19 protein-coding genes are annotated in these 23,670 nt (G+C 67.8%); 10 read left to right on the top strand and 9 right to left on the bottom strand.

Features of this window, described 5'->3' with window-relative positions:
* Positions 1 to 62: 62 nt before the first annotated feature.
* Entirely contained in the window at positions 63 to 593 is a 531-nt protein-coding gene (locus TA3x_RS23655; protein WP_435017138.1) for an adenine phosphoribosyltransferase, read from the top strand.
* Positions 594 to 673: 80 nt separating this feature from the next.
* On the opposite strand, the gene TA3x_RS23660 is transcribed toward TA3x_RS23655, so the two are convergent.
* The 5 genes from TA3x_RS23660 to TA3x_RS23680 all read right to left on the bottom strand — a co-directional run bounded on the left by TA3x_RS23660 (position 674) and on the right by TA3x_RS23680 (position 8,344).
* Positions 674 to 3,481, bottom strand: a complete 2,808-nt coding sequence (locus tag TA3x_RS23660) for a BamA/OMP85 family outer membrane protein (RefSeq protein WP_435017139.1) — start codon at positions 3,479 to 3,481, stop codon at positions 674 to 676.
* Positions 3,482 to 3,751: 270 nt separating this feature from the next.
* Positions 3,752 to 4,171, bottom strand: a complete 420-nt coding sequence (locus TA3x_RS23665) for a hypothetical protein (protein WP_435017140.1) — start codon at positions 4,169 to 4,171, stop codon at positions 3,752 to 3,754.
* Entirely contained in the window at positions 4,168 to 5,331 is a 1,164-nt protein-coding gene (locus tag TA3x_RS23670; protein ID WP_435017141.1) for a GTPase, read from the bottom strand. Before TA3x_RS23670 ends, TA3x_RS23665 begins: the two co-directional genes overlap by 4 nt.
* Entirely contained in the window at positions 5,328 to 6,743 is a 1,416-nt protein-coding gene (locus TA3x_RS23675; protein ID WP_435017142.1) for a DUF697 domain-containing protein, read from the bottom strand. The genes TA3x_RS23670 and TA3x_RS23675 overlap by 4 nt, the downstream gene beginning before the upstream one ends.
* 59 nt (positions 6,744 to 6,802) lie before the next feature.
* Entirely contained in the window at positions 6,803 to 8,344 is a 1,542-nt protein-coding gene (locus TA3x_RS23680; RefSeq protein WP_435017143.1) for a YcjF family protein, read from the bottom strand.
* Between the two features lie 370 nt (positions 8,345 to 8,714).
* Here TA3x_RS23680 and TA3x_RS23685 point away from each other — a divergent pair, with 370 nt between their 5' ends.
* The 3 genes from TA3x_RS23685 (at position 8,715) to TA3x_RS23695 (ending at position 11,828) form a co-directional block, all read left to right on the top strand.
* The gene (locus TA3x_RS23685; RefSeq protein ID WP_435017144.1) at positions 8,715 to 10,277 is read left to right on the top strand and encodes a GspE/PulE family protein; all 1,563 of its coding nucleotides are present in this window, start codon (positions 8,715 to 8,717) and stop codon (positions 10,275 to 10,277) included.
* A gap of 66 nt (positions 10,278 to 10,343) precedes the next feature.
* Complete coding sequence (locus TA3x_RS23690) at positions 10,344 to 11,141, top strand: hypothetical protein (RefSeq protein ID WP_435017145.1); 798 nt, start codon at positions 10,344 to 10,346, stop codon at positions 11,139 to 11,141.
* A gap of 150 nt (positions 11,142 to 11,291) precedes the next feature.
* A complete protein-coding gene (locus tag TA3x_RS23695) occupies positions 11,292 to 11,828 on the top strand; it encodes a Fur family transcriptional regulator (RefSeq protein WP_435017146.1) in 537 nt (178 codons plus the stop codon).
* Positions 11,829 to 11,901: 73 nt separating this feature from the next.
* On the opposite strand, the gene TA3x_RS23700 is transcribed toward TA3x_RS23695, so the two are convergent.
* The 3 genes from TA3x_RS23700 to ltaE form a co-directional block, all read right to left on the bottom strand.
* The gene (locus TA3x_RS23700; RefSeq protein WP_435017147.1) at positions 11,902 to 14,316 is read right to left on the bottom strand and encodes an alkaline phosphatase family protein; all 2,415 of its coding nucleotides are present in this window, start codon (positions 14,314 to 14,316) and stop codon (positions 11,902 to 11,904) included.
* A gap of 253 nt (positions 14,317 to 14,569) precedes the next feature.
* Entirely contained in the window at positions 14,570 to 15,256 is a 687-nt protein-coding gene (gene nfi / locus TA3x_RS23705; protein WP_435017148.1) for a deoxyribonuclease V, read from the bottom strand.
* Between the two features lie 108 nt (positions 15,257 to 15,364).
* Entirely contained in the window at positions 15,365 to 16,414 is a 1,050-nt protein-coding gene (gene ltaE / locus TA3x_RS23710; RefSeq protein WP_435017149.1) for a low-specificity L-threonine aldolase, read from the bottom strand.
* Positions 16,415 to 16,608: 194 nt separating this feature from the next.
* Here ltaE and hisD point away from each other — a divergent pair, with 194 nt between their 5' ends.
* The 5 genes from hisD (at position 16,609) to TA3x_RS23735 (ending at position 21,366) form a co-directional block, all read left to right on the top strand.
* The gene (gene hisD, locus TA3x_RS23715) at positions 16,609 to 17,973 is read left to right on the top strand and encodes a histidinol dehydrogenase (protein ID WP_435017150.1); all 1,365 of its coding nucleotides are present in this window, start codon (positions 16,609 to 16,611) and stop codon (positions 17,971 to 17,973) included.
* A 123-nt stretch (positions 17,974 to 18,096) separates the two neighbouring features.
* On the top strand, positions 18,097 to 18,591 hold the full coding sequence (locus tag TA3x_RS23720; protein ID WP_435017151.1) for a GNAT family N-acetyltransferase: 495 nt from the start codon (positions 18,097 to 18,099) through the stop codon (positions 18,589 to 18,591).
* Positions 18,588 to 19,631, top strand: coding sequence for a histidinol-phosphate transaminase (gene hisC, locus TA3x_RS23725; protein WP_435017152.1), 1,044 nt, complete (start codon positions 18,588 to 18,590; stop codon positions 19,629 to 19,631). The genes TA3x_RS23720 and hisC overlap by 4 nt, the downstream gene beginning before the upstream one ends.
* A gap of 65 nt (positions 19,632 to 19,696) precedes the next feature.
* Complete coding sequence (gene hisB, locus TA3x_RS23730) at positions 19,697 to 20,290, top strand: imidazoleglycerol-phosphate dehydratase HisB (RefSeq protein ID WP_435017153.1); 594 nt, start codon at positions 19,697 to 19,699, stop codon at positions 20,288 to 20,290.
* Between the two features lie 26 nt (positions 20,291 to 20,316).
* On the top strand, positions 20,317 to 21,366 hold the full coding sequence (locus TA3x_RS23735; RefSeq protein ID WP_435017154.1) for a lysylphosphatidylglycerol synthase transmembrane domain-containing protein: 1,050 nt from the start codon (positions 20,317 to 20,319) through the stop codon (positions 21,364 to 21,366).
* On the opposite strand, the gene TA3x_RS23740 is transcribed toward TA3x_RS23735, so the two are convergent.
* Positions 21,344 to 22,684, bottom strand: a complete 1,341-nt coding sequence (locus TA3x_RS23740) for a TlpA family protein disulfide reductase (RefSeq protein WP_435017155.1) — start codon at positions 22,682 to 22,684, stop codon at positions 21,344 to 21,346. The genes TA3x_RS23735 and TA3x_RS23740 overlap by 23 nt on opposite strands.
* Positions 22,685 to 22,807: 123 nt before the next feature.
* Here TA3x_RS23740 and TA3x_RS23745 point away from each other — a divergent pair, with 123 nt between their 5' ends.
* Positions 22,808 to 23,668 carry a CAP domain-containing protein gene (locus tag TA3x_RS23745; protein WP_435017156.1) on the top strand — a complete coding sequence of 287 codons (861 nt, stop codon included), beginning with the start codon at positions 22,808 to 22,810 and terminating at the stop codon, positions 23,666 to 23,668.
* The last annotated feature ends 2 nt before the right edge of the window (positions 23,669 to 23,670 follow it).

Below are 23,670 nucleotides of genomic sequence, written 5' to 3' on the forward strand. Positions count from 1 at the left end.
GGCGGATCTCCGACCGGATGGACCGGGCTCGGGCCGCCCTCCGGACAGGGAGCCCGTCCTGAATGAACGAGCCCGCGTCGATCGACCCCCGCGACTTCATCCGCGACATCCCGGACTTCCCCAAGCCGGGGATCCTCTTCAAGGATATCACGCCGCTGCTCGGCAACCCGGCCGCCTTCGGCGCCACGATCGACCGCCTCGCCGAACAGTTCGCCGATCGCAGGATCGATGCGGTGGCCGCCGCCGAGGCCCGCGGCTTCCTGTTCGGTGCTCCTCTGGCGCTCCGCCTGAACGCCGGCTTCATCCCGATCCGCAAACCGGGGAAGCTCCCCTATCACAAGGTGGGGATGGAGTATGCCCTGGAATACGGCACCGACCGACTCGAAGTCCACGCTGATGCGTTGACCCCGGGCCGGCGAATCCTGCTCCTCGACGATGTCCTGGCCACCGGTGGTACGATGGTGGCCTGCCGCGACCTGGTCAGCCAATCGGGCGCCGAGGTCGTCGCCTGTGCCTTCATGATCGAGCTGGGATTCCTGGGAGGAAGGGCCAAGCTGGAGCCCGTCGAGGTCTTCAGCCTGTACTCATACTGAGGGATGCGGGGCGGGATCTTGCGGGGAGAGCTGCGGCAAGAGGGCTCGCGGCGGGAGACGCCTGGTGGGCGAAACCATGCTCACCAGAACGCCCCGATGAAGAAGGTGAAGTAGCGGGTCCGGTCGTCGGGTCCCTTGGAGACCGGGAATGCGATGTCGAAGGCCAGCGGCATCTGCTTGGTGATCTGGGGGATGATTACCCGGAGGCCGGTCCCCACCGCCGCACGGAAGGTCGTGAACGAATAGTCGGACTCGACCGTGCCGAAGTCGGCGAAGAAGACCTGCTGGATCTGGTCGTTGGCCGTCCACGGGAACTGGTACTCGAGCGACCCCACCGTGGTCAGGATGCCGCCGGTGTTGACCCCCAGGATGTGCGGGCCGACGCCGCGATAGTAGAAGCCTCTCATACTGCGGAAGTCGCCCGCGAAGAACCGCTCGTAGATCGGCGTGTCGCGCCCGGTGATGCCGAAGAATCCGCGGGCGGTCAGGGTCCGCTTGCCCGATCCGTCGGGACGGCTGCCGGTGGTCCAGTGCTGACGGCCTTCGACGGTCACCTTCGGGAAGGTGAAGCTGCCCCAACCCTGTTCGAACGCCGCTTCGAGATACGAGCCCTTGCTCGGGGCAAACGGGTTGTTCCGATTGTCGAATCGGATGCTGGGCCGCAGCGTCACCAGGGTGGTATGCCCCGCCACGGCGAGCAGCTCGGCCGGGGCAGGATAATTGAAGCCGGTGATGTTGACGTCCTCGGCCCGGACCGCCACGTCGGCATAGGTCTGGGTGCCGAACTGGTATCCCAGCGACATCCGGCCGCCGCTCCGCTTCTCGGTGAAGTCGGGGTACGAACGGCTGAACTGGTAGCCGGAGACACCGAAGCCCAGCGGCAGGTCGAACAGGTACGGGTCGCGGAAGCTGACGACATAGCGGTTGATCGACGTGCCCGGAGACAACTCGACGCGGAATTCCTGGCCGGCACCCCGGAACGCCCTGCCGTTGCCGATCTCCTTGAAGCTGCGGGGGATGGCGAAGAGGTCGAAGTTCGACTCGTGGAGCACGACGTTGCCGCTCAGCCCGCCGAAGCTGCTGGCTCCCAGGCCGAACAGCAAACGCCCGGTCGGGGCCTCGTCCACGTTGGTGACGATGTCCGCATAGGCACGGCCGGGGAACGGCTCGTTGCGGTCGGGGCCGACATCATTCTGATTGTTCAGCGGGAGGGACGGCTCGCGCCCGAACGAGGGGTCGGTCCTGGGATCGGCCGGGAAGTCGCCGATCACCGGCGGTGCGGCCGGCAGCGGCTCGATCGTCGGGGGGGCCGACGGCACCGCGACCGGGGGCACCGTGTCCACTTCCGGCTGGAACTCGCGGCCGATCGATCCGAACGGCTTGATGGTCTGCGGGCCGGCGGCGGCATCGGGCATCGCCGGGAGTTCCACGGCGGACCCGCCGGGGGCGGGATCGAGGTCGGGGCTCTGGAGCCGGGTCAACTCGTGGGTTTCGGGGCTGACCGTCACGTCCTCGCCGAACGGTTTATCCGCCTTGCGACGATTGACGATCCGCACATCCAGGGGCTTGCCCTGCTGCGGGTCCGTCACGAAATACTGCAGGCCCCCCAACCGCTGCTTGTACTTGTCGATGCGGTTGAGGTCGAGCACCTCGCCAGGCAGCAGCCCGGCCATCAACGCCTCGCGTCGGAGGACCTTCTCCTGGGTCCGGGCGTTCCCCTTGATGATGATCTGCCCGAGGGTATAGAGGTCCCCTTCCTCGATGTTGTAGACGATGTCGACGACGTCGGGCTGGTCGGTGATCTTCTGGCTGGGCACGATCTTGGCGTCGATGCAGCCGAGTTCCCAGTACCTTGAATTGATGAGCTTCAGATCGGCGTCGCGGATCGCGTCGTTGTAGGTCTGGCCCGAGTGGAGGGTCAGATCCTTGCGAAGCTCAGGATCCTTGAGCTTCTGGTTGCCTTCGAAGATGATGTTCCGGATCTTGTACTGCGGACCTTCATCGATGACGAAGGTGATGACATCCTCTCCCAGGTCGTCTCCCTGGCGGACGACCGGCCGGATGTCGATGTCGAAGAACCCGTTGCCCTGGTAGTACTCGATCAGCTTGCGGCGATCCTCGTCGACGCCATCCTTATGACGCTTCCCGCCCAGGAAGTTGAGCCCGAAGATGCCGCGACGGCTCTCGATCTTGGTCTTGAGGACGTCGTCGGAGACGAACTGGTTGCCGATGAAATCGATCGAGGAAACCTTGAACTTCGGCCCCTCGAAGATCTCGATCACGACCCGGGTATCGTCGGGGTTCCCCCCCTCGACGAGCTTGACCTCGGCCTTCTCGAAACCCTTCTCTTCGTAGAGGGTCTTGATCTGATTGACGGCCAGGCGGGCGCGGATCGCGTCGGCCCGCTCTCCCTTCTTGAGCCCGGTGGTCGCCTGGATGTCCTTGAGGCTGACCTTGGAGCGGCCGATGAACTCGACCTCCTTGAGGATCGGCATCTCGGCGACGTGGAAGGTCAGGATGAACCCCTTGCCGTCGGGGGTCGGGTCGAAGTCGGCGTAGACGTCGGAAAACCACTTGGTGGCCAGCAATTTCTTGACGTCGGCGTCGATCGTATTCCGATCGAGGGGTCGTCCGGTCCGGCTGGTGATCTCCGCGCGGAGCTTGCTCTCGGGGATCGAGGCGTTCCCCTCGATCCGGACCTCGGTGATCGGGCCTTCGGGCAAGCCCTTCCCATTGGCCGCCTGCGCGTGGGCGGACAGGGTTGCGAGGATCAGTCCGATCAGGAGCGCCACCGACGACGCTCGCAAGCACCGCCGCAGGGCCGCCGTCTTCCCGGCCGCCCCCGCCTTCCCTGGCGCGGGCGGGATGTTCGTGTCGCCGCGTGTCATGCGCGATCGGCCCCGAGGATGGCCGTCGAATGGCCCGCCGGCCCGAATGGGCCGAGGCTATCGACGAGGAGGATTGGTTCAAACGCCCGATCTCGACTCGACTTGGAGTCGAGGCAGGTGGATCTGGTTGGCGGGCGCCGGCCGTCCTTGGACGGTGCCCGTGATCTGCCGTTCTAGGGGTGCGGGGCCTTGTACCTTAGGAGCCGGTATCCCGCAAGCCCACCCCGGACGATCCGCCGGGCAACTTAAACGTTTTGGTCGCGAGTTCGCTCAGAAGTCCCCGGCCGCAACGCCCTCGACCCGGCCGCCTCGGAGCAGCCCGGCCAGCCCATCGAACCGATAGGCGTCCCGATCCCAGATGAATCGATAGACGGGCCCCTGGCGATCGGTCGGGCACAGCCAGACGTCCGGCCCTTCCCGCCAGGCCTGGAAATTCCGATGGATGTTGCGCGGAAGGTCCGCGACCCCGCCCCCTTCCGATGGCCGGATCTCATGATCGCGGAGGTATCGGCTCGAACACTCGGCCCGCACGGCATCGAGATCCTGCGCATTGGCCGCCGCGATCAATCGGGCATAGGAGGCCACGGCTTGCCGGGTCATCCACAGGGATCGGACCCCGCTGGCCACCGGCCCGGCCGCCATCGAGGCGAGGGCGATCCCCAGCAAGATCCGGAGCGACCGCCGCGTCATGGCGTCCCCTTGATCCGCGACTTGATCCGATCGACCAGCCCGCGCGTCAGGGCACGGCGGTCGGTCGAGGCGGCGACGCGGTCCAGGGCGGCGATCAGCCCCCCGTCCCCCCAGTCGTGGCCATTGTCGAGATAGTCGACGAGGGCCCGTCCGACGACGTGGGCGAAGTACCCGGCCGAAGCCCCCTGCGCGATCGCGCCCGCCACATGGCCGACGCCGGGGACCAGCTTAAGGGCCCCCCCGGCGATCGTCCCGGCCAGCGATCCCCAGAGCCGAATCCGCCCTCCCCGGATCAGTTCCGATGCCATGGCCCGGGTCGCCTCGGCCGTCGGCGTCTCGCCATAGACGCCCATGACGCGACGGACCAGGATGGCCAGGCCGCCCGGGCCGGTCAAGAAGTCGATCAGCGGGACCGGATTGACGGCCAGGGCGATCGCCAGGGCGGCGCCGGTCTCGTCGGCGACCGCCGTCGCCCGCTCTCGAAGCCGTTCCCGATCGGATTCGCGGGCGAGCCGATGTGCGTCCACCCGCCTGGACAGGGTGTTGAGGGCTTCCAGGTCGCCCGCCGATTCTTCCAGGGCCGAGATCAGCCGCCGCTCCAGGGCCTCGATCCCGGGCTCGCCCCGGGTGGTCTCGACGCGTTTCGACCCATCGGGTGCGAAGACGAGGCGTTTCACGATCGGGGCGGCGGCGGTCGGGAGGATGTCTTCTTCCGGGACGAGGCCCGCCAGACCATCGCGGATCGCCCGCAGGACTTCTCCCTGCTCCTGCTCATCCAGCAGGTCGACCTTGTTCACCACGACCAGCATCGGCTTGCCGAGCGCATGGAGGTCGGCGATCGCCCGCCGTGCGGTGGCCGTCAGGTCCTCGGCGAGGACGAAGATGACGAGGTCGGCCCGGCGCGCGGCCTCGGTCGCCAGGTCGTCCCTCCCCTGCCCATCCACCTCATCCAGGCCCGGCGTGTCGAGCAGGCGAATGGCATGGCCCGAGGGATGTCCCCCGTCGATCTCCCGCCAGTCGACCGCCTCGATGCCGGTCGTGGTCCCGCCGATCGGGCCAGTGAGCCGTTCTCCGCGACGGGTCAGGGCGTTGATGAGGCTCGACTTGCCGGCGTTGATGATCCCGTAGACGGCCACGTCGAGCGTAGCTTGATCGGTCATCCCCCGACCTTGCGGCGGAGGTCGTCGCGGAGTCGATCGACGACCGAATCCTGCTTGGCTTGCGCCAGGATCTGGTGGATCACCGTCTTGATCCCGAGGTTACCCCACTGGCAACCCTGCTGCAAGTAGACCTTGGCCGCACGGCCGAGGATGTAGGAGGTCCAGGAAGCGGTCACGCCCTTGCTCAAGCCGAGCGCCCCATACCCGATGGCGGCCAGCGGCGCGGCCAGGCCGCCGGTGGCGATCGTGGTCCCGGCCAGGATGAACTGGGCCCCGCTCAGCATCAGCCGACCGCCCACCTCGACGGCCCCCAGGGCGCCCAGGGTCTTGACCATGTCCTTGACCAGGCTCGATGCCGTGCGGCGCGTGAGCTGGATCCCGTAGACCTTACTCAACGCCACGATCATGCCGACGTCGATGGCCAGGCCCCCGGCCATGTCGGCGACCGGGATCGGATTGATGGCGACGGCCCCCCCCTTGGCCAGGGCGAAGTTCCAGATCATCCGGTTGGCGGCATCGTCGCGGATCCGGACCTTGTGGGCCACAATCTCCTCGTGGATGTCACCGGCGAAGAGGAGGGTGTTGAGGGCCACCAGCGCCTTGCCCTCGCGTTCGAGGACTTCGAGGATGCGCCGCTTCAGCGGCTCGATCACCGGCGCCGGGCGTTCCCAGACCACCTGGGCCTTGCCGTCGGGCCCCTGGATCTTGACCTTGAACGGATCGGGCCGGGCGGCGGTCATCACCACATCATCGGGGCGGATCAGGTGCCGGACACGCTCGCTGGCGATCTTCCCGTAGATCAGGTCGCGGTCGGCGTCCGGGTAGCGGTCGATCTGGTTGAAGACCAGCAAGATCGGCTTCTGGGCCTCGCGCAGCTCCGCGAGGGCTTCATACTCCCGGCGTTGCATGTCGCTCGACACGACGAAGAGGATCAGGTCGGCGTGGCGGGCCACGTCGCGGGCCAGCGCCTCCCTCGCCTCGCCGCCGACCTCGTCGATGCCGGGCGTGTCGACCAGGATCAACTTCGCTTCGTTCCATCCGGGTCCGTCCGAGCGAGAGACTTCCCACCGGCTCGTCGCCTTCTCGACGGTCGTGCCGTGGGTCGATCCGGCCCGGAAGACCTCCTGCCCCAGCAAGGCATTCAGGACCGACGACTTGCCCCGGCTGACCATGCCGAAGGCGGCGATCTCGACCGTGTTCTCGTCGAGCTTCCGGGCCAGGTCGCGAAGCTGCTCCAGTTCGCCCGCCAGGGCCTGCTCCTCGACCGCGGTCAGCTTCATCCCGCCGATGGTCTGCTCCAGGCTCTCGCGGGCACGCGCGATCAGGTCATCGCCCTCGTCGAGTTGTTCGAGGATCCCATCCAGGGTCGGCCCTTCGATCGGGCCGGATTCGGGAATGTCGGAGGTCGCCATGGGATCGGATCTCGGGTGTCGGTGCCGGTCGGGTCGGGTCGGGGCAATGCGGGTCGGTGTCAGTCCTGCGGGCCGCCACCCTTGGAGAAAACCTTCGCCCCGACCCGGACGAGGGCCTGCTTGGCGAACTCCTGGAGGAAATCGGCGCGGCTGGTGAGGTCGAACTGGCGGATCAGCGCGGCCCCCATCCCGCCATCTCCCCAGGATTGGCCCCGCCGGAAGTATTCGGCGAAGGCCTGGCCCGAGACGTGGGCCAGATACGCCATCGAGACCGCCTGGACCGCCCCGCCCGCGGCATAGCCCACCAGGGTGGATTTGAAGAGACCGGCGATCAGCGAGGTCGAGGCCTCCACCAGCCCGGTCTTGAGGAGCATCTGGATCATCTGGCCGCCGATCATCTTGACGTGCGCACCGGTGATCTCGACGCCATAGGCGTTCGCCAGTTCGGTGATCATCTGGTACTGGACGGCCCCGGCCGCCATCAGGTCCAGGGCAGGGACCGGGTTGGCGAACACCGTCCCGGCGGTGATCCACTGGAACTTGTCGATCACCGCCTGGGCCTTCTTGTCCCGCTCGGCGGAGACCTGGTCGCGGGCCTCGGCATTGATCAGGTGGGCCCGGAGCAGGAGGTTTCCGGCCCGGAGCGCATCCCCCTCCCCCTCCAGCACGGCCGCGATCCGATCTCGGAGCGGCTCGATGTCCGGCTCCTCGGCCTCCAGCACGGTCGTCACCGTCCCGTCCTCGCCGCGAACCCTCACCGGCATGGCGCGGGGGGAGGCGGAGACGGCGATCACGTCGGCGGGGGCGATCAGCCCGACCAATCGCTCGCGTAGCTTGGCCAGGATCGCGTCCCGATCCTCGTCCGGGAGCCGGTCCTTCTTGTTCAGCACCAGGATCGACCGTTTCCCCTGCCGGGCGAGCGCGACCATCGGCTCGTACTCGGAGCGGATCAGGTCATGATCGACGACGAACAGCAGGAGGTCGGCACGCGCGGCCAGGTCGCGGGCCTCGGCCTCCCGGGCCGCCCCGCCGTCGCCGATCTCGGAGAGGCCCGGCGTGTCGGTCAGGAAGACCGTCCCGTCCACCCCCTGGATTTCGTGGGTGAAGGCCTCGCCGGCCCGGGTGGTCCCCAGCGTCGCCTCGGTCCGGCCGACCTCCCGGCCCAGCAAGGCATTGATCAGGGACGTCTTGCCCGCCGACCCGGTGCCAAACACGACGACGTGGAAGCGGCGGGCCTGGCGGTCGGCCCGAAGCTCGGCCAGTTCGCGGCGGAAACGGGCCTGGGCCTCGGCGTCCGAGACGCGATCGACGATCGTCTCGGCCTCGCGGGCCTGGACGTCGGCCGCCTGGATCACGTCCTCCGGCGCCTTGCGATCGGCCGTCCCCTCGGGCCGTCCCAGCCTCCAGAACAGGCGGGTCGCGGCGATCGCCGACGTCATGGCGATCGTCACGGCGAGGACCACGAAGCCGATGGCCAGCGGGGGGGAGTAGGCAGCGAGCCGGTCGTGCATCTCGCCGACGGAGGTGATGAGCCAGGCCGCCATCCCCAGGGCGAAGGCCAGGGTCACCAGGGCTAGCCAGAGGCGTTGGGTTCGCATCATCCCGAAAGCTCGGTTCCTGGGGAACGGCCCGCGTCGTCGGGGCGGTGTTGTCTCGACCTCGCGCACTCGGGCCGCCGGGCCGTGGGACGCCCATTCTAATCTTCGGGCCGTCGCTTCATCAAAGGACCGGGGCGGGATCGGCCCGATTTTCGGACCACTCCCCGAGCTCTCCGACACCAGGTCTTCGCCCCGTCATCGATTCCATTCGCGAAATCAGGGTCATGGCTGGAAATCCCCCTTCGGATGGGGAACAATCGCTGGCCTCCGGCGGTTCCGTCCCTGCCGAACGAAGCCAGGCCGAGCCGGATCGCCCGGCTCGCCCGGGGTCGGCCTGGCCGGGGATGACCGATCGGACCCGGAGGCATACTCGATGTCCGCTCCGCCATCGACGGACCGATTGCCGGCCGCGACCGAACTGGCCCTGGGCGCGGTCCTGGTCCAGGATGGCCTGCTCTCGGCCGCCCAGTTGCTTGCCGTCCAGCAGTATGGGGCGGAGCACCACCTGGATCTCCTCCAGTCGATCACCAAGCTGAAGATGGTCGATGAAGGACGGATCCGGGGCATCCTGGTCGACCGCATCCCTTTGATCCAGCCCTCGGCGTCGCCTCTGCTCGTCACGTCCCCCGCCCCCGCGACGGACCATCCTCTCGCCGGACCGACGCCGCCGGCCGCCTCTCCCCAGACGCCGGTCCTGGCGACGACCGGCGATCACCCGCCGGACCTCGCCCAGCGCGAGCTGGACATCCGCGATGAGCTGAAGGCCATCGCCGCCACGGCCGGGTCGCCCGACCTCGTCGCGCAGATCTTCGATCGCGCCTTCGAGACGCGGGCCACCGACATCCATTTCGATCCCCAGGATGCGTGCCTCCGGGTTCGGTTCCGCATCGATGGCCAGCTCCATGATGTTTTGGAACTCGACACGGCTTACGCGACGTCGCTGGTCAGCCGGATCAAACTCCTGGCCGACCTGAACATCGTCGAGCGGCGTCATTCGCAGGATGGCCGGATCCGCCTGCCCCACGGGGAGAAGATGCGCGACTTGCGGGTGGCGACCCTGCCCACCATCATGGGGGAGAAGATCGTCGTCCGGGTCCACGAGACGATCGCCCACTCCTATGGATTCGACACGCTGGGCCTGACGAGCCGGGAGACCGAGCAGCTCTCCAACATCTGCACCAAGCCGTACGGGTGCGTCCTGGTGGCGGGGCCGGTCGGTGCGGGCAAGACGACGACCCTCTATACCTGCCTGAACCGGGTCAATTCCCCGACGCGGAACGTGATGACGATCGAGGACCCGATCGAGCACCGCCTGCCCGGCCTGAACCAGACGCAGGTCGACAGCCGTAACACGGTCGGTTTCTCCGAGGGCCTGAAGGCGATGCTCCGCCAGGACCCGGACGTGATCATGATCGGAGAGATCCGCGACGAGGAGACGGCCCATATCGGCATCCGCGCCGCCATGACCGGCGTGCTGGTCTTCAGCACGATCCACGCGTCGGATGCCCCAGGCACGATCGGCAACCTGTACGACTTCAAGATCCCCGGCTACCTGCTTTCGAATACCCTGCTCGCGATCATCTCGCAGCGGCTCCTCCGCAAGATTTGCCCCTATTGCAAGGTGGAGTACCTGGCGACCGAGCAACATTATTCCATGCTCGGGCTCGATCCGGCCGATCATCCGGACCTGACCCTGTCCCGGGGCGAGGGCTGTTCGGCGTGCTTCCAGACGGGTTACCTGGGACGCTCGGGGATCTTCGAGATCATGGAGATCGGCGAGGTCCTCCGGGAGCTGATCTTCCAGCAAATTTCCAAGGATGTCCTCCGCCGCGTGGCGATTGACCTGGGAATGCGAACGTTGAGGCAGAATGCGGTCGATAAAGTACTGGAAGGCGCGACCACCGTGGAGGAAGTGTATCGGGTCGTGGCGATGTAGGACGTCGCGACGATCCGACGCGGGTCGACTGCCAAGGCCGAGGGCTTACCGACAGGGAGGTCGGCGATGCGTCTCGATTCGATCACGATCCGGACGGCAACCTGGGTCGCCCCAGGGATGATTCTGATAGGGCTGGCCGCGGCGACCAGCCACGGCGACGAACCGGGACGATTCGGTCGCCTGTTCGGCATGGGCGCCTCACGATCCGCCCCGGACGCCCCGGCGGCCGGGGGAAACAAGGGGGGCGCCGCGGGGATGGCGTCGCGAGCCCCCATCAACGCGGACCCGTCCAGCTTCGCCAATCCGGCGATTGCCACGCCCACCGGGCCGGCATCCCCGCCCCCGCCCCGACTCGCACCGAGGGCGCGCAATCTCAAGCCGCCCACCGAGGCCGATCCGATCGTCACCCGGGTCTCGCTCGGCCGCTCCGACAATGGCGGCCAGTTCGGGATGTTCATGCAGGTGTTCGCCGACGGCACCGTGATCGACGGCGAAGGCGTCCATCGCGTCAGCCCCGACGCCCTCAAGCCGGTCGTCGAGGCGGTCCAGTCCGGCGACCTCGCCAAGGCCAAGGGGCATTGCGGCGGCCCGGCCGGCGACTTCATCGAGACGGTACATGTCGTGACCTACGACAGGAGCTACGGCCGGCTGCGGGCCAACTCCTTCTCCTACTCCGGCAACACCCAGGGTTGCGACCACGCCGTCCACCAGCTGCAGACGGCCCTCGACGCGCTCCAGACCAAGATCAGCTCGTCGTCCCCCTCGATGGCCCAGGCCGATTCTGCCCCCCCCGCCCCGAGCGTCCCTTACGCCGCGGCCAACTCCCTGCCGACGCCCCCCCTGCCGTTGACGACCACCCCTTGAGATCGGGCTTGGGAGGCTCATCTCGGGTCGGCCGAGTAGCCGAACGCGTGTTCCACTGATAGAATAAGAATCGTTATTGATTGCGTGCCCCCGCCCGTTCGCCATTGGTGGCGGGGTGGGGGCTCCGTCCGCTCTGGGAATGGAACTGTCATGGCGGACTCAAACCACGCCGGCTCGGTCGTCGAACAGGGCAATGTCGACCTCAAGCCGATCGACCCGGTCACCCCGTCGGGGAGCGCCGAGGATAAATTCCGCGAATTCCTCGAAATCCGGGGCGAGAAGCTCACCGAGCCCCGACGGGTCCTGGTCCGCCACATCTTCGACTCGCACAAGCATTTCGATGCGGACGAACTGGTCGCCGACCTCCGGGCCGCGAATCGCCAGGTCAGCCGATCCACGGTCTACCGGACGTTGCGCTTGCTGGTCGAATCCGGCCTGCTCCGCGAACTCCGCCTGACCAACCGGACCGCCTACGAGCACGACTTCGGCTATCCGTCGCACGACCACCTGCATTGCAGCGGGTGCAATCAGGTGTTCGAGTTCCGCAACGACGAGATCCGGCGTCTCCGCGAATCGATCAGCGTCGAGCATGGTTTCCGCGCGACCGGCCACCGCTTCATCATCACCGGGGTCTGCCCCAAGTGCAGTCGTGCCCGGAGCCCCAGGCGCCTGCTGGACCTGATTTGAGCAGTTCGAAATCAGGATGACCGGCCACATCCGAGATGGGCCGGTCGACAAGGGCGAGGGGCCGAACCCGGCCTCATTCCAGGTAGCCGAGATCGGACAGGCGCTGTTCGATGATGGCCTGTTCCTCGGCCGTGTACTCGAACTGGGACGCCTCGTGCGGCCCGGCGAGTTGGCTCACGGCCGGGTCGAGCCGATGGTTCCGATCCCGCCATCCCAGGCCGGTCAGGCAGGAGAGAGGTTCGCCCTCGACGTGCTTCGGGATCGGCAACCCGAAGTGGGTCAGGATCGTGGGGGCGATGTCGCGGAGGTTGGCCTCGATGGTCCGGCCGGGGGCGATCCCCTTGCCGCTCAGCGCGACGATCCCCTCGGGGCGATGGGTCCCGGGCAACTGCGGGTCGGGCTCGACCCAATCGGTGCCGGGGGCGAGCTTGCAGCGCACCCAGTAGGATTCATCCGGGGGGGCCAGGAGGTCGGGGAAGCCTTCCCTCGCCGGGTCGACGTTATAAGTCTCAGCCACCGAGATGATCGACGGAAACAGTGGGGCGCCGGTCTCGGGGTGTCGTGCCTCGGCCAGAGCGGACGCCGCCGCGGCGCGGGCCTCGTCGATCTGTCTCGGCGTGGTCAGCGGGGCCCCGGCCCGCCGTTCCGACGAATTCAGGTAGACCATCGCCGCCGTGTCCTGGTGCGGGGCGAAGGCCAGGGTCCGCTTCCAGTCGAGCGGGAACTGGGCCGCGATCGATTGTTCGAAGGAGGCCGAGCGGGCCTCGGGGTCGTCGCGCTTGGTCCGCCAGATCCGATAATGCTCCCGGGCCTGAGCCGCACGCCGTCGCAGACGACCGCGTACCCCGGGGAGGCGGGCCACGCCGGCATCGATCAGGATGCGGTTGGCGTGGATCCGTCCCAGGCATGGCCCGAACCCGTGGTCGCTCACGGCGAGGACGCTCGCGCCCCGGCGGTCGGCCAGTTCGCAGAGCATGCCGATGGCGTGGTCGAGCCCAGCCATGACCTCGTGGGCCAGGGCGTTGAACGGCGCATCGTCGATGCCCGTCTCGTCCACGTTCAGGTAACGCCAGGCCCGATGCTGGAAGTGGTCGAGGTTCTGGAACTGGACCAGCATGGCCGACCAGTCGGGGACCATCCGGTCGGCGAGCAGGCCGGCCTCGGCCTCGGCCCGGAAGACGTCGACGGTCTGTCGCGTGTTCTCGGCCATCTCGGCCAGGTCGCGAGGCGGGCGTTTCCAGATCGTCCTGAGGTGATAGCCGGGGATCTCCGCCCGGAGACGCTCGGCATACGCCGGGGCCCGGGACAGGGCGGCTTCCAAATGGGGCGAATCCATCCCCGAAACGACCACCCCGCGTACCGCGAAGGGAGGATACGTCACGGGAAGGTTCAGGCAGACCACCGGGCGGCCGGCGTCGGAGAGTTGATGCCAGAAGGTCGGCAGGCGCAGCCGCCCGGAGTGCGTGACCTTGAGTCGGCCGGAGGCCATGTCGAAATGGCGATGGTCGAAGACGCCGTGCCGGGCCGGGCCGGCACCGGTCATCATGGTCGACCAGGCGGCCGACGTGACCGGCGGGATGCACGACCGGAGGGTCCCGTGGGCCGAGCGGGCCAGCAGGGCATCCAGATTCGGCATCATCCCGCGTCGCCGCATCGGGTCCAGGACCGACCAGGTGGCGCCATCCAGGCCGAGGATGACCATGCGATCGTTGCGACTCATCGGGGCCTCCTCGCTCGCGGCGGGGCAAGTGTAGACGGACGGGACCGGTTCCGGGGTGTCGCGGATCGGCGGGGGCTCGGGTCGGGGCGACTGATCGAGCGTGAACTGGGCCTGGAACTGGGCCGAGACGCGGCGTCTCTCCCCCTTCGAGCGGTAGAGTTGGCCGAACCCTCGCCGCAACCGCTCCCCGATCGGGAGGGAACGTTCGGCCTCGACCAGCCACTTCTGGAACCCGTGGGAGACCCGATCCAGGCGGCTCTTGACATCCGCAGGCGCCGGGGCCTTGATCCCGACGGTGAGCACCGTGTGCGGGAATTTGTGGTATCCCTGCGACCCCGTCAAGCTCGCCTGATACGGGGCCATCAGCCTCCGGAGGCAGCCCGGCGTCATCCGCCAGTAGTCCTCGGGGAAGGCATGGATCCGGAAGTTGAGCGGCATCGTGGCGACGAACAGGCCGCCCGGCTTCAGGATCCGATAGACCTCGTCGAAGGCGCGACGGATCTCGAAGACGTGCTCGAAGGTCTCGATGCAAAGCACCGTGCCCGCGGCGTGGTCATCGAGCTGGATCTCGCTCACATCCTGGACCTGATCGACGCCCGGGCCGGGCCGGAGGTCGCAACCGACATAGGTCCGGCCGGGGAAAAGGCCCCGGAGATCGGCGATCCGATGCTGATCGGTGGTCTGATACGAGCCGAACTCGTAGATGGGGCCTTCGCAGTCGAAGAATTCGGACACCAGCCGGCAGAAGGCTCGCGTGTTGTCTCTCATTGGCGGGTGCTCCTCCTTGAGCCCCGGGCCGCGGCAGATCTCGCCCCGGATGCTCGCCGATCGGGCGAGGCATTCGGGCGGGTCGGTTGGAGCGGATGTTACGCCAGGCCCGGAAGTCGGTCAATCCCACCCGCCGTGCGCCAACACTCCCATCGTCACCGCCCGACCCGGAGTGTCAAGCCCACGGGGCGTGGGGGCTTCGCATGAGGTCGGTTCATGGAGTGGACCACAACTCCGATGGATCCGACCGTCCTCAATCGGGCATCGGCTGCCCCGCCTTGGCTGACCGCCGGACCTGATTGACGTAGTCGTGGGCCATGCGGATCGGGATCGGCAATCGATAGCGGGTCGTGGACTCCAGGACCAACCGCTCGGCCCCTTCCAGGTCGCACCGATGTCCCGGGGAGACGAAGACGGGCGAGACGCGACGGCGGGTCCGCAACACCGTGCCGATGACCTCGCCGCGATGGACGAGCGGCGACCGGTCCCCCCGCTCCTCGCCCGGCTCCTCGAAGGTCCCGCAGAGCAGGCTCTTGGCACAGCCCACCGTCGGCAGGTCGAGCCAGAGCCCGAGATGGCTGGCGATCCCCAGGCGGCGGGGGTGGGCGATCCCCTGCCCGTCGCAAAGCACCGCGTCGGGCCGGGCCTTGAGCCGCCCGAAGGCCTCCAGAAGTGCCGGCGCCTCGCGGAATGAGAGCAATCCGGGGACATAGGGGAACCGCGCGGGGGCGGCCAGCCCGACCCGTTCGACCAGATCGAAGTTCGCGTAATCGACCACCACGACCGCGGCATACAGGAACTCACCTCCCCGATCGAACGAAACATCGGCGCACGCCAGGGTTTGGATCGAATTCAATGGAGTGGCGACGTCGACGCGTGAGGCCAGTTCCTTCTGAAGTTGGACGGCCTCGGTCGGGGTGAGGTCCCACGGGTGTTCCAAAGGTTTCTCCTGATCGGCGCACCGATGAAATCGGCCGGCCAGCCCCGGTCCACCGCCCGCATCGACATCCAGCCCGCGATCTTCGACTGGGCGAGGGGCGCCGGTCGCTTATTTGCCCCGGATCGACCCGACGCGTCGCAGGGCATCGGCCACGCGAACCGCATCCTCGCGAGTGACATCCAGATGGGTGACGGCGCGGATGGCCTGGGGGCCGAGGGCGCTGACCAGGATGCCCTCCTCTTTCAGGCGGGCGGCGAACTCCCTGGCCGTCGAGACCCTGGGGTCGACCGTGATCCAGACCAGGTTGGTCTCCACCGGCCCCGCCTCCAGCGAAAGACCGTCGGTCTCCTCGACCGCCTCGGCCAGGATCCGGGCATGGGCGTGATCCTCGGCCAGGCGATCGACGTGATGGTCGAGAGCATGGAGAGCCCCGGCCGCCACGATCCCGGCCTGACGCATCCCGCCCCCCAGGACCTTCCGGAGCCGATGGGCCTCGCGGATCAGGTCCGCCGAACCCGCGATGGCCGAGCCGACCGGGGCGCCGAGGCCCTTGGAAAAGCAGATCGCCACCGTGTCGAAGTACCGGGCCCATTCCTTCGCGGCGATCCCGCTGGCGACCACCGCGTTCATCAGCCTGGCACCATCCAGGTGCATCCTCAGGGAATGGGCCCGGGCCCACCCCGAGATCTCCCCCACCACGGTGATCGGGTGGACGCGGCCGCCACCCCGGTTGTGGGTGTTCTCCAGGCTGACGAGGCGGGTCCTCGGATAATGGGGGTCATCCGGGCGGATCTTCCCCTGGAGGTCGGCTAGGGTGAGCATCTTCCGGGCGGGCTCGATCGTCCGGGTCGAGGCGCCCCAGAGGCGGGCCACCGCGCCCCCTTCCCAGACGTTGATGTGCGCCGTGGGATCGCAGAGCACCTCGTCCCCCGGGCCCGCATGGACGCCGATGGCGATCTGATTGGCCATCGTCCCGGTCGGGACGAACAGGGCCGCCTCCTTGCCCATCAGGTCCGCGACCCGTTCCTGCAGTTGCAGGACGGTCGGGTCTTCGTTCATCACGTCGTCGCCGACTTCCGCCTCGGCCATGGCCCTTCGCATCGCGAGGGTCGGGCGAGTCACCGTGTCGGATCTCAGGTCGATCGGAGGAGTCGTCATGCGCCACGGCCTCGCAGGATGATCTGGGAAGGATGCCGAGAATGGGATGATAGAGGTTGTTCCACCCTTCCCCCACCAATCTGCCAGGGAACCGGCGAAAAATCGAGGTGGGAAATGGTTCGTCGGGATGGGGGGGCGGGAACGGGATGCGGCGATTAGAATAGGGTGCTGCCCTCGACCCGGAGTAACGATCGGTGACTACCGCTTTGAACATCGCCCGTATCGACTGTGCGTCCGAGTCGGCGCGGGATGCGATCCGCGAATTACGCCGCCAGCTGAGCCCGAGGGGCGACGTGGTGAGCCCTCAGGGGCGAGCCCGGACGATCGCCGCATTCGGGCAACCCCTGACGCCGCAGCAAGTCGTCGAGACGATCTGCGCCGATGTCCAATCGCGGGGGATGCCCGCCGTCCTGGACTACACGGCGAAGCTCGACAACGTGTCCTTGGAGGCATCGAAGGTCCGCGTCTCGGCCGGAGAACTGGCCGAGGCCCATCGCGCCGCCGATCCGGGCTACCTCGCGACGATCGGCCGGGTCCGGGACAACATCCTGGGATTCCAGAGGAGCATCCTCCATTGCGATGTCGCGTTCCGGGGCGAGTCGGGTTCCGACCTCCGGCTCCGCTACCGGGCCTTGCGCCGGGCCGGCGTCTGCATCCCCGGGGGCGCGGCGGCCTATCCTTCCTCGCTGCTCATGACCGTGGTCCCGGCCCAGGCGGCGGGCGTGAAGGAGATCGCCGTGGTCGTCCCGCCGACGCCGTTCGGCGGCTACAACCCGGACCTCCTCGCCGCGTGCCATGAACTGGGAGTGACCGAGGTCCACCGCATCGGAGGGGCCCAGGCGGTGGCCGCCCTGGCCTACGGGGTGGAGGGGATCGAGCCCGTCGACAAGATCGTCGGGCCCGGCAACCTGTTCGTGGCCCTGGCCAAGCGGCAGGTCTACGGCGAGGTCGACATCGACAGCATCGCCGGGCCGAGCGAGGTCGTCCTCATCGCCGATGCCTCGGCCAACCCGGCCTACATCGCGTCCGACCTCATCAGCCAGGCGGAGCACTCCCCGGGCGCCAGCGTGATGATCACCTGGATCCCCGAGCTCATCGACCGCGTGGCCGACGCCCTCGCCGAGCAGCTCGCCCGCCTCAGCCGCGGCGACCTGGCCCGCGACAGCCTGGAACGTTTCGGCGCCCTGATCCTGGCCCGCGACGAGTCCGAGGCCGTCGATCTGACCAACGCGATCGCCCCGGAACACCTCCACGTCTCGACCGCCGACCCCGATCGGCTGGCCGAACGCCTCACCGACGCCGGCGCCATCTTCCTGGGGCACCACACGCCGGTCGCCGTGGGCGACTACGCCGCCGGCCCCTCGCACGTCCTCCCGACCGGGGGCACGGCGCGATGGGCCTCGGGGCTGTCCGCCAACGACTTCCTCAAGAAGACCAGCATGATTCAAGTCGATCGTGCGGCCCTTGCGAACCTCGCCCCCGACATCCGGCGTCTGGCCGACGTGGAAGGGTTGACCGCCCACAAGCTCAGCGTCGACATCCGCCTGGACGAGGCCTGAGGCGATGGGCACGCCCGGCCCGCTCGGCCGATCGTGAAGCCCTCGACGACCGACCCGGACGGAGGCCGCCCTCCGCCGGGCCTTCTCCTGACCCGTGATCGCCCCCGCCTCCCGAGTGAACCGATGCCGCCGACCCTCCGCGCCGCGAAGAAAGAAGATGCCCCGACGATCGTGGAGATGATCCGCGAACTGGCTGCCTACGAAAAGCTCGCCCACAATGCCAGGGCCACCGTCGAAGACATCGAGCGACACCTGTTCGGCGACCGCCCCGCCGCCGAGGCGCTGATCGCCGAGGTGGACGGGACGCCGGTCGGCGTGGCCATCTTCTACACGACCTTTTCGACGTTCCGCGGCCAGCCCGGGCTCTATCTCGAAGACATCTACATCCGCCCCGAGCACCGGGGGCAAGGGGCCGGCACGCTGATCCTGCAAACTTTGGCATCGATCGCCGTCGAGCGAGGGTACGGCCGGCTGGAATGGGTCGTGCTGGACTGGAACGAGCCGGCGATCAAGTTCTACCGGTCGATGGGCGCGATCGGCCTGGACGGATGGACCGTGAACCGCGTCGAGGATGGAGCATTGACGAGCCTGGCCCGTCGGGGAGCGAGCGAGGAATGAGCGGCTATTTTCTCGATCACATCGACCGGATGGCGGGCTACGTCCCGGGGGAGCAGCCCCAGGGCGGGGGCGTCACCAAGCTCAACACCAACGAGAATCCGTATCCCCCCTCGCCTCGCGTGGCCGAGGCGATTTCTCGGATTCTGGCTGGTGATCGACTCCGCCTCTATCCCGATCCCTCGGGCATGGCCTTCCGCCGCGTGGCCGCCGACCTGCATGGCGTCGAGCCCGACATGATCCTGCCGGGGAACGGCTCGGACGAACTGCTCACGATCCTGACCCGGGCCTTCGTCGGCCCCGGCGACCTCCTGGCCTATCCATCCCCGAGCTACATCCTTTACAAGACCCTGGCCGAGATCCAGGGGGCGCGGCCCGCCGTGGTTGAATTCCGACCGGACTGGACCCTGGACCCGGACGCGTTCGCGGCGACCGGCGCCCGGCTCTCGTTCCTGGCCAATCCCAACAGCCCATCCGGCACGGCGCTGAGGCCGGACCAGATCGGCGAGATAGCGGGGCGCCTGGACGGCCCGCTGGTCGTGGACGAGGCCTACGCCAACTTCGCCGAAACCGATGCCATCGGCCTCATCCGCACCCATCCCAACGTCATCGTCTCGCGGACCTTGAGCAAGGGCTACGGGCTGGCCGGGCTCCGATTCGGCTATCTGATCGCACGCCCCGAGATCGTCGCCGGGCTGAACAAGGTCAAAGATTCGTACAACTGCGACGCCCTCAGCCTCGCCGGGGCCACCGCCGCCCTGGAGGACCAGGAAAACCTGGCCGAGACCCGGTCGCGGATCCTCGCCACCCGGGCCCGGCTCCAGACGGCCTGCCGCGACCTGGGCTACCACGTGCCGGACAGCCAGGCCAACTTCGTCTGGTGCACCGGGGGGATGCCCGCAGCCTCGACCTACGAACGGCTCAAGGCGCGGAACATCCTGGTCCGGCTGATGCGATATCCCGGACAGCCCGAGGGAATCCGGATCACGGTCGGCACCGACGCCGAGATTGACCTATTGTTGCAGACGCTCCGGACGCTTTGATCCGCGTGGCGATCGCCGGCCTGGTTTGCTAGGATCATCGCGAGACCCCGACCGGAGCCGCGACCGTGCCCGAAGCCCGCACCGCCGAGATTATCCGCAAGACCCGCGAGACCGACATCCGCCTGAACCTCGACCTCGACGGATCGGGGACGGCGGACAATCGGACCGGCGCGGGTTTCCTGGATCACATGCTCGACCTGTTCGCCAAGCACGCCCTGATCGACCTGAAGGTCGAGTGCCAGGGCGATCTTCATGTGGACGCCCACCACACGACCGAGGACGTCGGCATCTGCCTGGGTCAGGCGATCGACCGGGCCCTGGGAGACCGGGCCGGGATCCGCCGCTATGGCCACGCCATCCTCCCGATGGACGAGACGCTGGTCACCTGCGCCGTGGACCTGGGGGGACGGGCGTACTGGGCCTGGAACGCCCCGATGCCGACCCCCCGCGTGGGAGACTTCGACAGCGAACTGGTGGCCGACTTCTGGCAAGGCGTGGCGATGCAGGCCCGGATGAACCTCCACGTCCTGCTCCACTACGGCCGGAACACGCACCACATTAGCGAGGCGATCTTCAAGGGCCTCGCCCGAGCGATCCGCGACGCCTGCGAGCGCGATCCTCGAAGCACTGGCGTCCCCTCGACCAAGGGCTCGCTTTGACCTCCCGCCCCCTCCCGAGAGCGTTGATGACCACCAAGACCTCCCGCTCGCCCCGACGTTCGCTGATCATCAACCTGTCCCTGGTCGCCCTGGCGTTCGGACTGCTCGGGCTGGTCATCTATCAAAATCGGGCCCAGGTCCGGCAAGTCTTCGCGAAGCCGGTCGATCCCCGCTACTTCGTCGCCGGCCTGCTGATCTACCTGGTCGCGCTGATGATCACGTTCTTCCGCTGGAGCCTGCTGGTCCGCGCCCAGGGGATCGCCCTGAGGCTCCGCGACGCGATCCGGCTCGGTTTCATCGGCAACGTCTTCAACCTGGTGATCCCTGGCGCCGTGGGCGGCGACGTGATCAAGGCGGCCTTCCTGTGCCGGATGCGGCCCGATCAGAAGCCCCAGGCGGTGGCGTCGATGGTCATCGACCGGATCCTCGGCCTGATGGGGCTCTTCCTCCTGGCCGGGATCGCCGGGGGCGTGATGTGGGGCTCGGCGACGCCGCAGGTCCGGATCCTGATCGGGCTGGTCTGGGGGGCCCTGCTGGCCGGCTTCACCGCCCTGGGTGTGGTCTTCTCCCCGCAGTTGTACCAGCCGCTCAACCGCCTGGTGGCCGGCCGCGGGAAACTCGAAGCCATCGTCAAGCGGCTGGAGTCGATCGGGGGGGCTTATCGCCAGAGCCTGGGGACCGTCTTCCTCTGCCTGGGGATGGCCTCGCTGACCCACGGGTTGTTCGTCCTGGCGTTCTACACGGTGAGCGTGGCCCTGTTCCCCACCCTGCCGACGCTGGCCCAGCACTACCTGATGGTCCCGCTGGTCCTGTTCACCACGGCGGTCCCCCTCCCCTTCGGAGCGCTGGGGCTGACCGAGCAGATCAGCGGCCAGTTGTTCCAGATGGTCCATCATGCCGAGGGGGCCGTGGCGATGATGGCCTTCCGCGTCCTCATGTATGGCAACGGGATCATCAGCGCCTGCGTCTACCTCGCCAACCTCCGACAAGTCCGCTCCCTGGAAGCGGAGGCCGAGAAGCTGGTCGAGGGTGATGATGACGGGATCCCGTCGGTCACGGAGCCTCTGCCTTCTTGATCGGCGACTTGCCGGCGAGCAGGGCGTCGATTTGCTCCGCGAGGACTTCGCGACGGGTGACCCCCACGTTGACGGCCCGGACGGTCCCGGCGGGGTCGAGGATCGCCACGAAGGGGATCGCCTCGACCCCATAATCCTTGGCGATCTTGCCGAGCGGGTCGAGGGCGACCAGTCCCACGGGGTTGCCATCGAGCTTCCACTCCTTGGCCGTAAGGGTCTTCTCGACGGTGGCGCGGGCCTCCTTGAGGTCGCCGGCCTCGGCCTGGTCGATGCTGAGGGCGACCACCGCGACCGGCTTCCCGGCCCTGGCATAATCGTCGATGAGCCGTTGAATGTCGGGCATCTCGCTCAGGCAAGGGCCGCACCACGTCGCCCAGAAGTCGATGACGACCACCTTGCCCTTCAGGTCCGCCTTGGTCACCTTGCGGAGCGTGTCCGGCCCGTCCAGGACATCCAGGGTGAAGTCGGGCGCGGACTTGCCCAGGAGGGGGTTGGCCTCCTCCGGCTGGCCTTCCCCCTTGGCCTCGACGGCGATGTCGGACAGCTTCGCGACCGCGGCGAATCCCTCCGGCGGCTTGAAGCTGAACCGATCCGGCGCCGGCCGCTCGGTCGAGATCGGGCCCGCGGCCCAGCGGAGTTGCTCGATCTTCGCGCCCAGGACGGATTTCCCCTTGTCGGCGGGAACCCGGTCCACGGCCAGTTCGATGAAGCCGAGGAGGCCGGTGTCCGGGTCGATCAGGAACCGCCAGCCGCAGTTGTCGGCCTCATCGAGCAGCAAGGAGCGATACGCCTTGCCCTCCACCTGCTTCTCCCCTTCGGCGACGACCCGGGGTGCGAAGTCGAAGATGAGTCGATCGGGCTCGACCCCGGTCACCAGGTTCAACGCATGGACGAGCGGAAGTCCGGCCGCCCCTCCCAGTTCGATCGCACCCAACGGTCCGTTGCGGAACGACGACTCGGCGAAACGCGAAGGGGCGGGGCCGGCGAGATATTTGCGAAGGGGTTTGACCACCGAGGTCGTGGTCGTGCCGTCGCTGACCAGGCGGATCAGGTCGGTTTCCACTTCGAGCCGATTGGGCCGCTCGAACGAGATCCGCGCCGGATGAGTCTCGGACCTGGTCGCATCGCCGATCCGCACCACCAACGTCACCGCTCCCTGGTCGGCATAGGCCGGAAGCGCCTTATAGGCCGAGATCAGGGCATCAAGGACCCTTTTCGCTTCCGGATCAAGGTTCGCTACCTTCGGCCCGTCGGCGAGGGCCGGCCGGGACAGGACAATCGGCATCACGACGAGAGCGATTCGAAGGGCGAGGATCATGGGCAAAGTCCTGGCGGTCCGGCGAGCGAGATCCGTATCGGTTGTACCGATCTTCCCCGATGATCTCCAGGCCGGGCCGGTCAATTCGGGCCTCCTGGCAAGCCATTCGCAGGGATGACGATCATGCGAAACCTCAGCATCGTGACCTTTTTGGCATGTACATTCGGATGGGGCGTCGTCCTGGCATGTCCCGCGTCGGGCGAGGATCCGCCCCGTCCCGACCCGGTCGTCGTCGAGCTTGTGGAAGCCCACAACCGCGAACGTGCCGAGGCAAAACTTCCGCCCCTGACCCTGGAGCCCAAACTTCAGACAGCGGCCCTCAAGCATGCGCAGGACATGGCCGAGCACGAGACCATGAGCCACGAAGGGTCCGACAAATCGACCCCGGCGCAGCGGGTCGAAAAGGCCGGCTACATCTATCGGAAGACGGCCGAGAATGTCGCCTGGGGTCAGCCCGACGTGGCGACGGTCATGAAAGGCTGGATGGAGAGCCCGCACCACAAGGAAAACATCCTCGGCGATTACACCGAGATCGGGGTAGCTCGCGCCATGGCCGCCAACGGCGCCCCCTACTGGAGCGTGAGTTTCGGACGGCCACCGCTCCGCCTCGATCCGGACAAGGCGGCCGCGGATCTCGTGGCCCGGTTGAACGAGGAGCGGGTCAAATCCGATCGCCCGTCAGTCCTGGTCGATGCCGGCCTGACAGCCAAGGCTCGCGAGGTCGCCGGAGGCCGGGCCCGGTCCAAGGACGCCCCGCCCCCGTCCTTCGACGGGATCGACGCGAAGCGTTGGAAGACGCTCGCCATGAACACGGCGGCCGGCCCGTCGACCCCCGAAGAACTCGTCCGGTCCCTCCTCGAAAACGAGGACCAGAAGAAGAATCTCCTCGGGGATGCGAGCCGGATCGGGGTCGGCTACGCATCGGCCGAGGATGGCACGGCTCACTGGTGCCTGATCCTGGGGGTTCCCCGGGGGAAAGATTGATC

It is taken from the genome of Tundrisphaera macrotermitis (assembly GCF_051175315.1).
Taxonomy (GTDB): domain Bacteria; phylum Planctomycetota; class Planctomycetia; order Isosphaerales; family Isosphaeraceae; genus Tundrisphaera.

Bases quoted from the DNA above. Each gene is read 5' to 3' on its own strand.
- TA3x_RS23655 (WP_435017138.1), top strand. From the start codon at position 63: ATGAACGAGCCCGCGTCGATCGACCCCCGCGACTTCATCCGCGACATC.
- TA3x_RS23660 (WP_435017139.1), bottom strand. From the start codon at position 3,481: ATGACACGCGGCGACACGAACATCCCGCCCGCGCCAGGGAAGGCGGGG.
- TA3x_RS23665 (WP_435017140.1), bottom strand. From the start codon at position 4,171: ATGACGCGGCGGTCGCTCCGGATCTTGCTGGGGATCGCCCTCGCCTCG.
- TA3x_RS23670 (WP_435017141.1), bottom strand. From the start codon at position 5,331: ATGACCGATCAAGCTACGCTCGACGTGGCCGTCTACGGGATCATCAAC.
- TA3x_RS23675 (WP_435017142.1), bottom strand. From the start codon at position 6,743: ATGGCGACCTCCGACATTCCCGAATCCGGCCCGATCGAAGGGCCGACC.
- TA3x_RS23680 (WP_435017143.1), bottom strand. From the start codon at position 8,344: ATGATGCGAACCCAACGCCTCTGGCTAGCCCTGGTGACCCTGGCCTTC.
- TA3x_RS23685 (WP_435017144.1), top strand. From the start codon at position 8,715: ATGTCCGCTCCGCCATCGACGGACCGATTGCCGGCCGCGACCGAACTG.
- TA3x_RS23690 (WP_435017145.1), top strand. From the start codon at position 10,344: ATGCGTCTCGATTCGATCACGATCCGGACGGCAACCTGGGTCGCCCCA.
- TA3x_RS23695 (WP_435017146.1), top strand. From the start codon at position 11,292: ATGGCGGACTCAAACCACGCCGGCTCGGTCGTCGAACAGGGCAATGTC.
- TA3x_RS23700 (WP_435017147.1), bottom strand. From the start codon at position 14,316: ATGAGAGACAACACGCGAGCCTTCTGCCGGCTGGTGTCCGAATTCTTC.
- ltaE (WP_435017149.1), bottom strand. From the start codon at position 16,414: ATGACGACTCCTCCGATCGACCTGAGATCCGACACGGTGACTCGCCCG.
- TA3x_RS23720 (WP_435017151.1), top strand. From the start codon at position 18,097: ATGCCGCCGACCCTCCGCGCCGCGAAGAAAGAAGATGCCCCGACGATC.
- hisC (WP_435017152.1), top strand. From the start codon at position 18,588: ATGAGCGGCTATTTTCTCGATCACATCGACCGGATGGCGGGCTACGTC.
- TA3x_RS23735 (WP_435017154.1), top strand. From the start codon at position 20,317: ATGACCACCAAGACCTCCCGCTCGCCCCGACGTTCGCTGATCATCAAC.
- TA3x_RS23740 (WP_435017155.1), bottom strand. From the start codon at position 22,684: ATGATCCTCGCCCTTCGAATCGCTCTCGTCGTGATGCCGATTGTCCTG.
- TA3x_RS23745 (WP_435017156.1), top strand. From the start codon at position 22,808: ATGCGAAACCTCAGCATCGTGACCTTTTTGGCATGTACATTCGGATGG.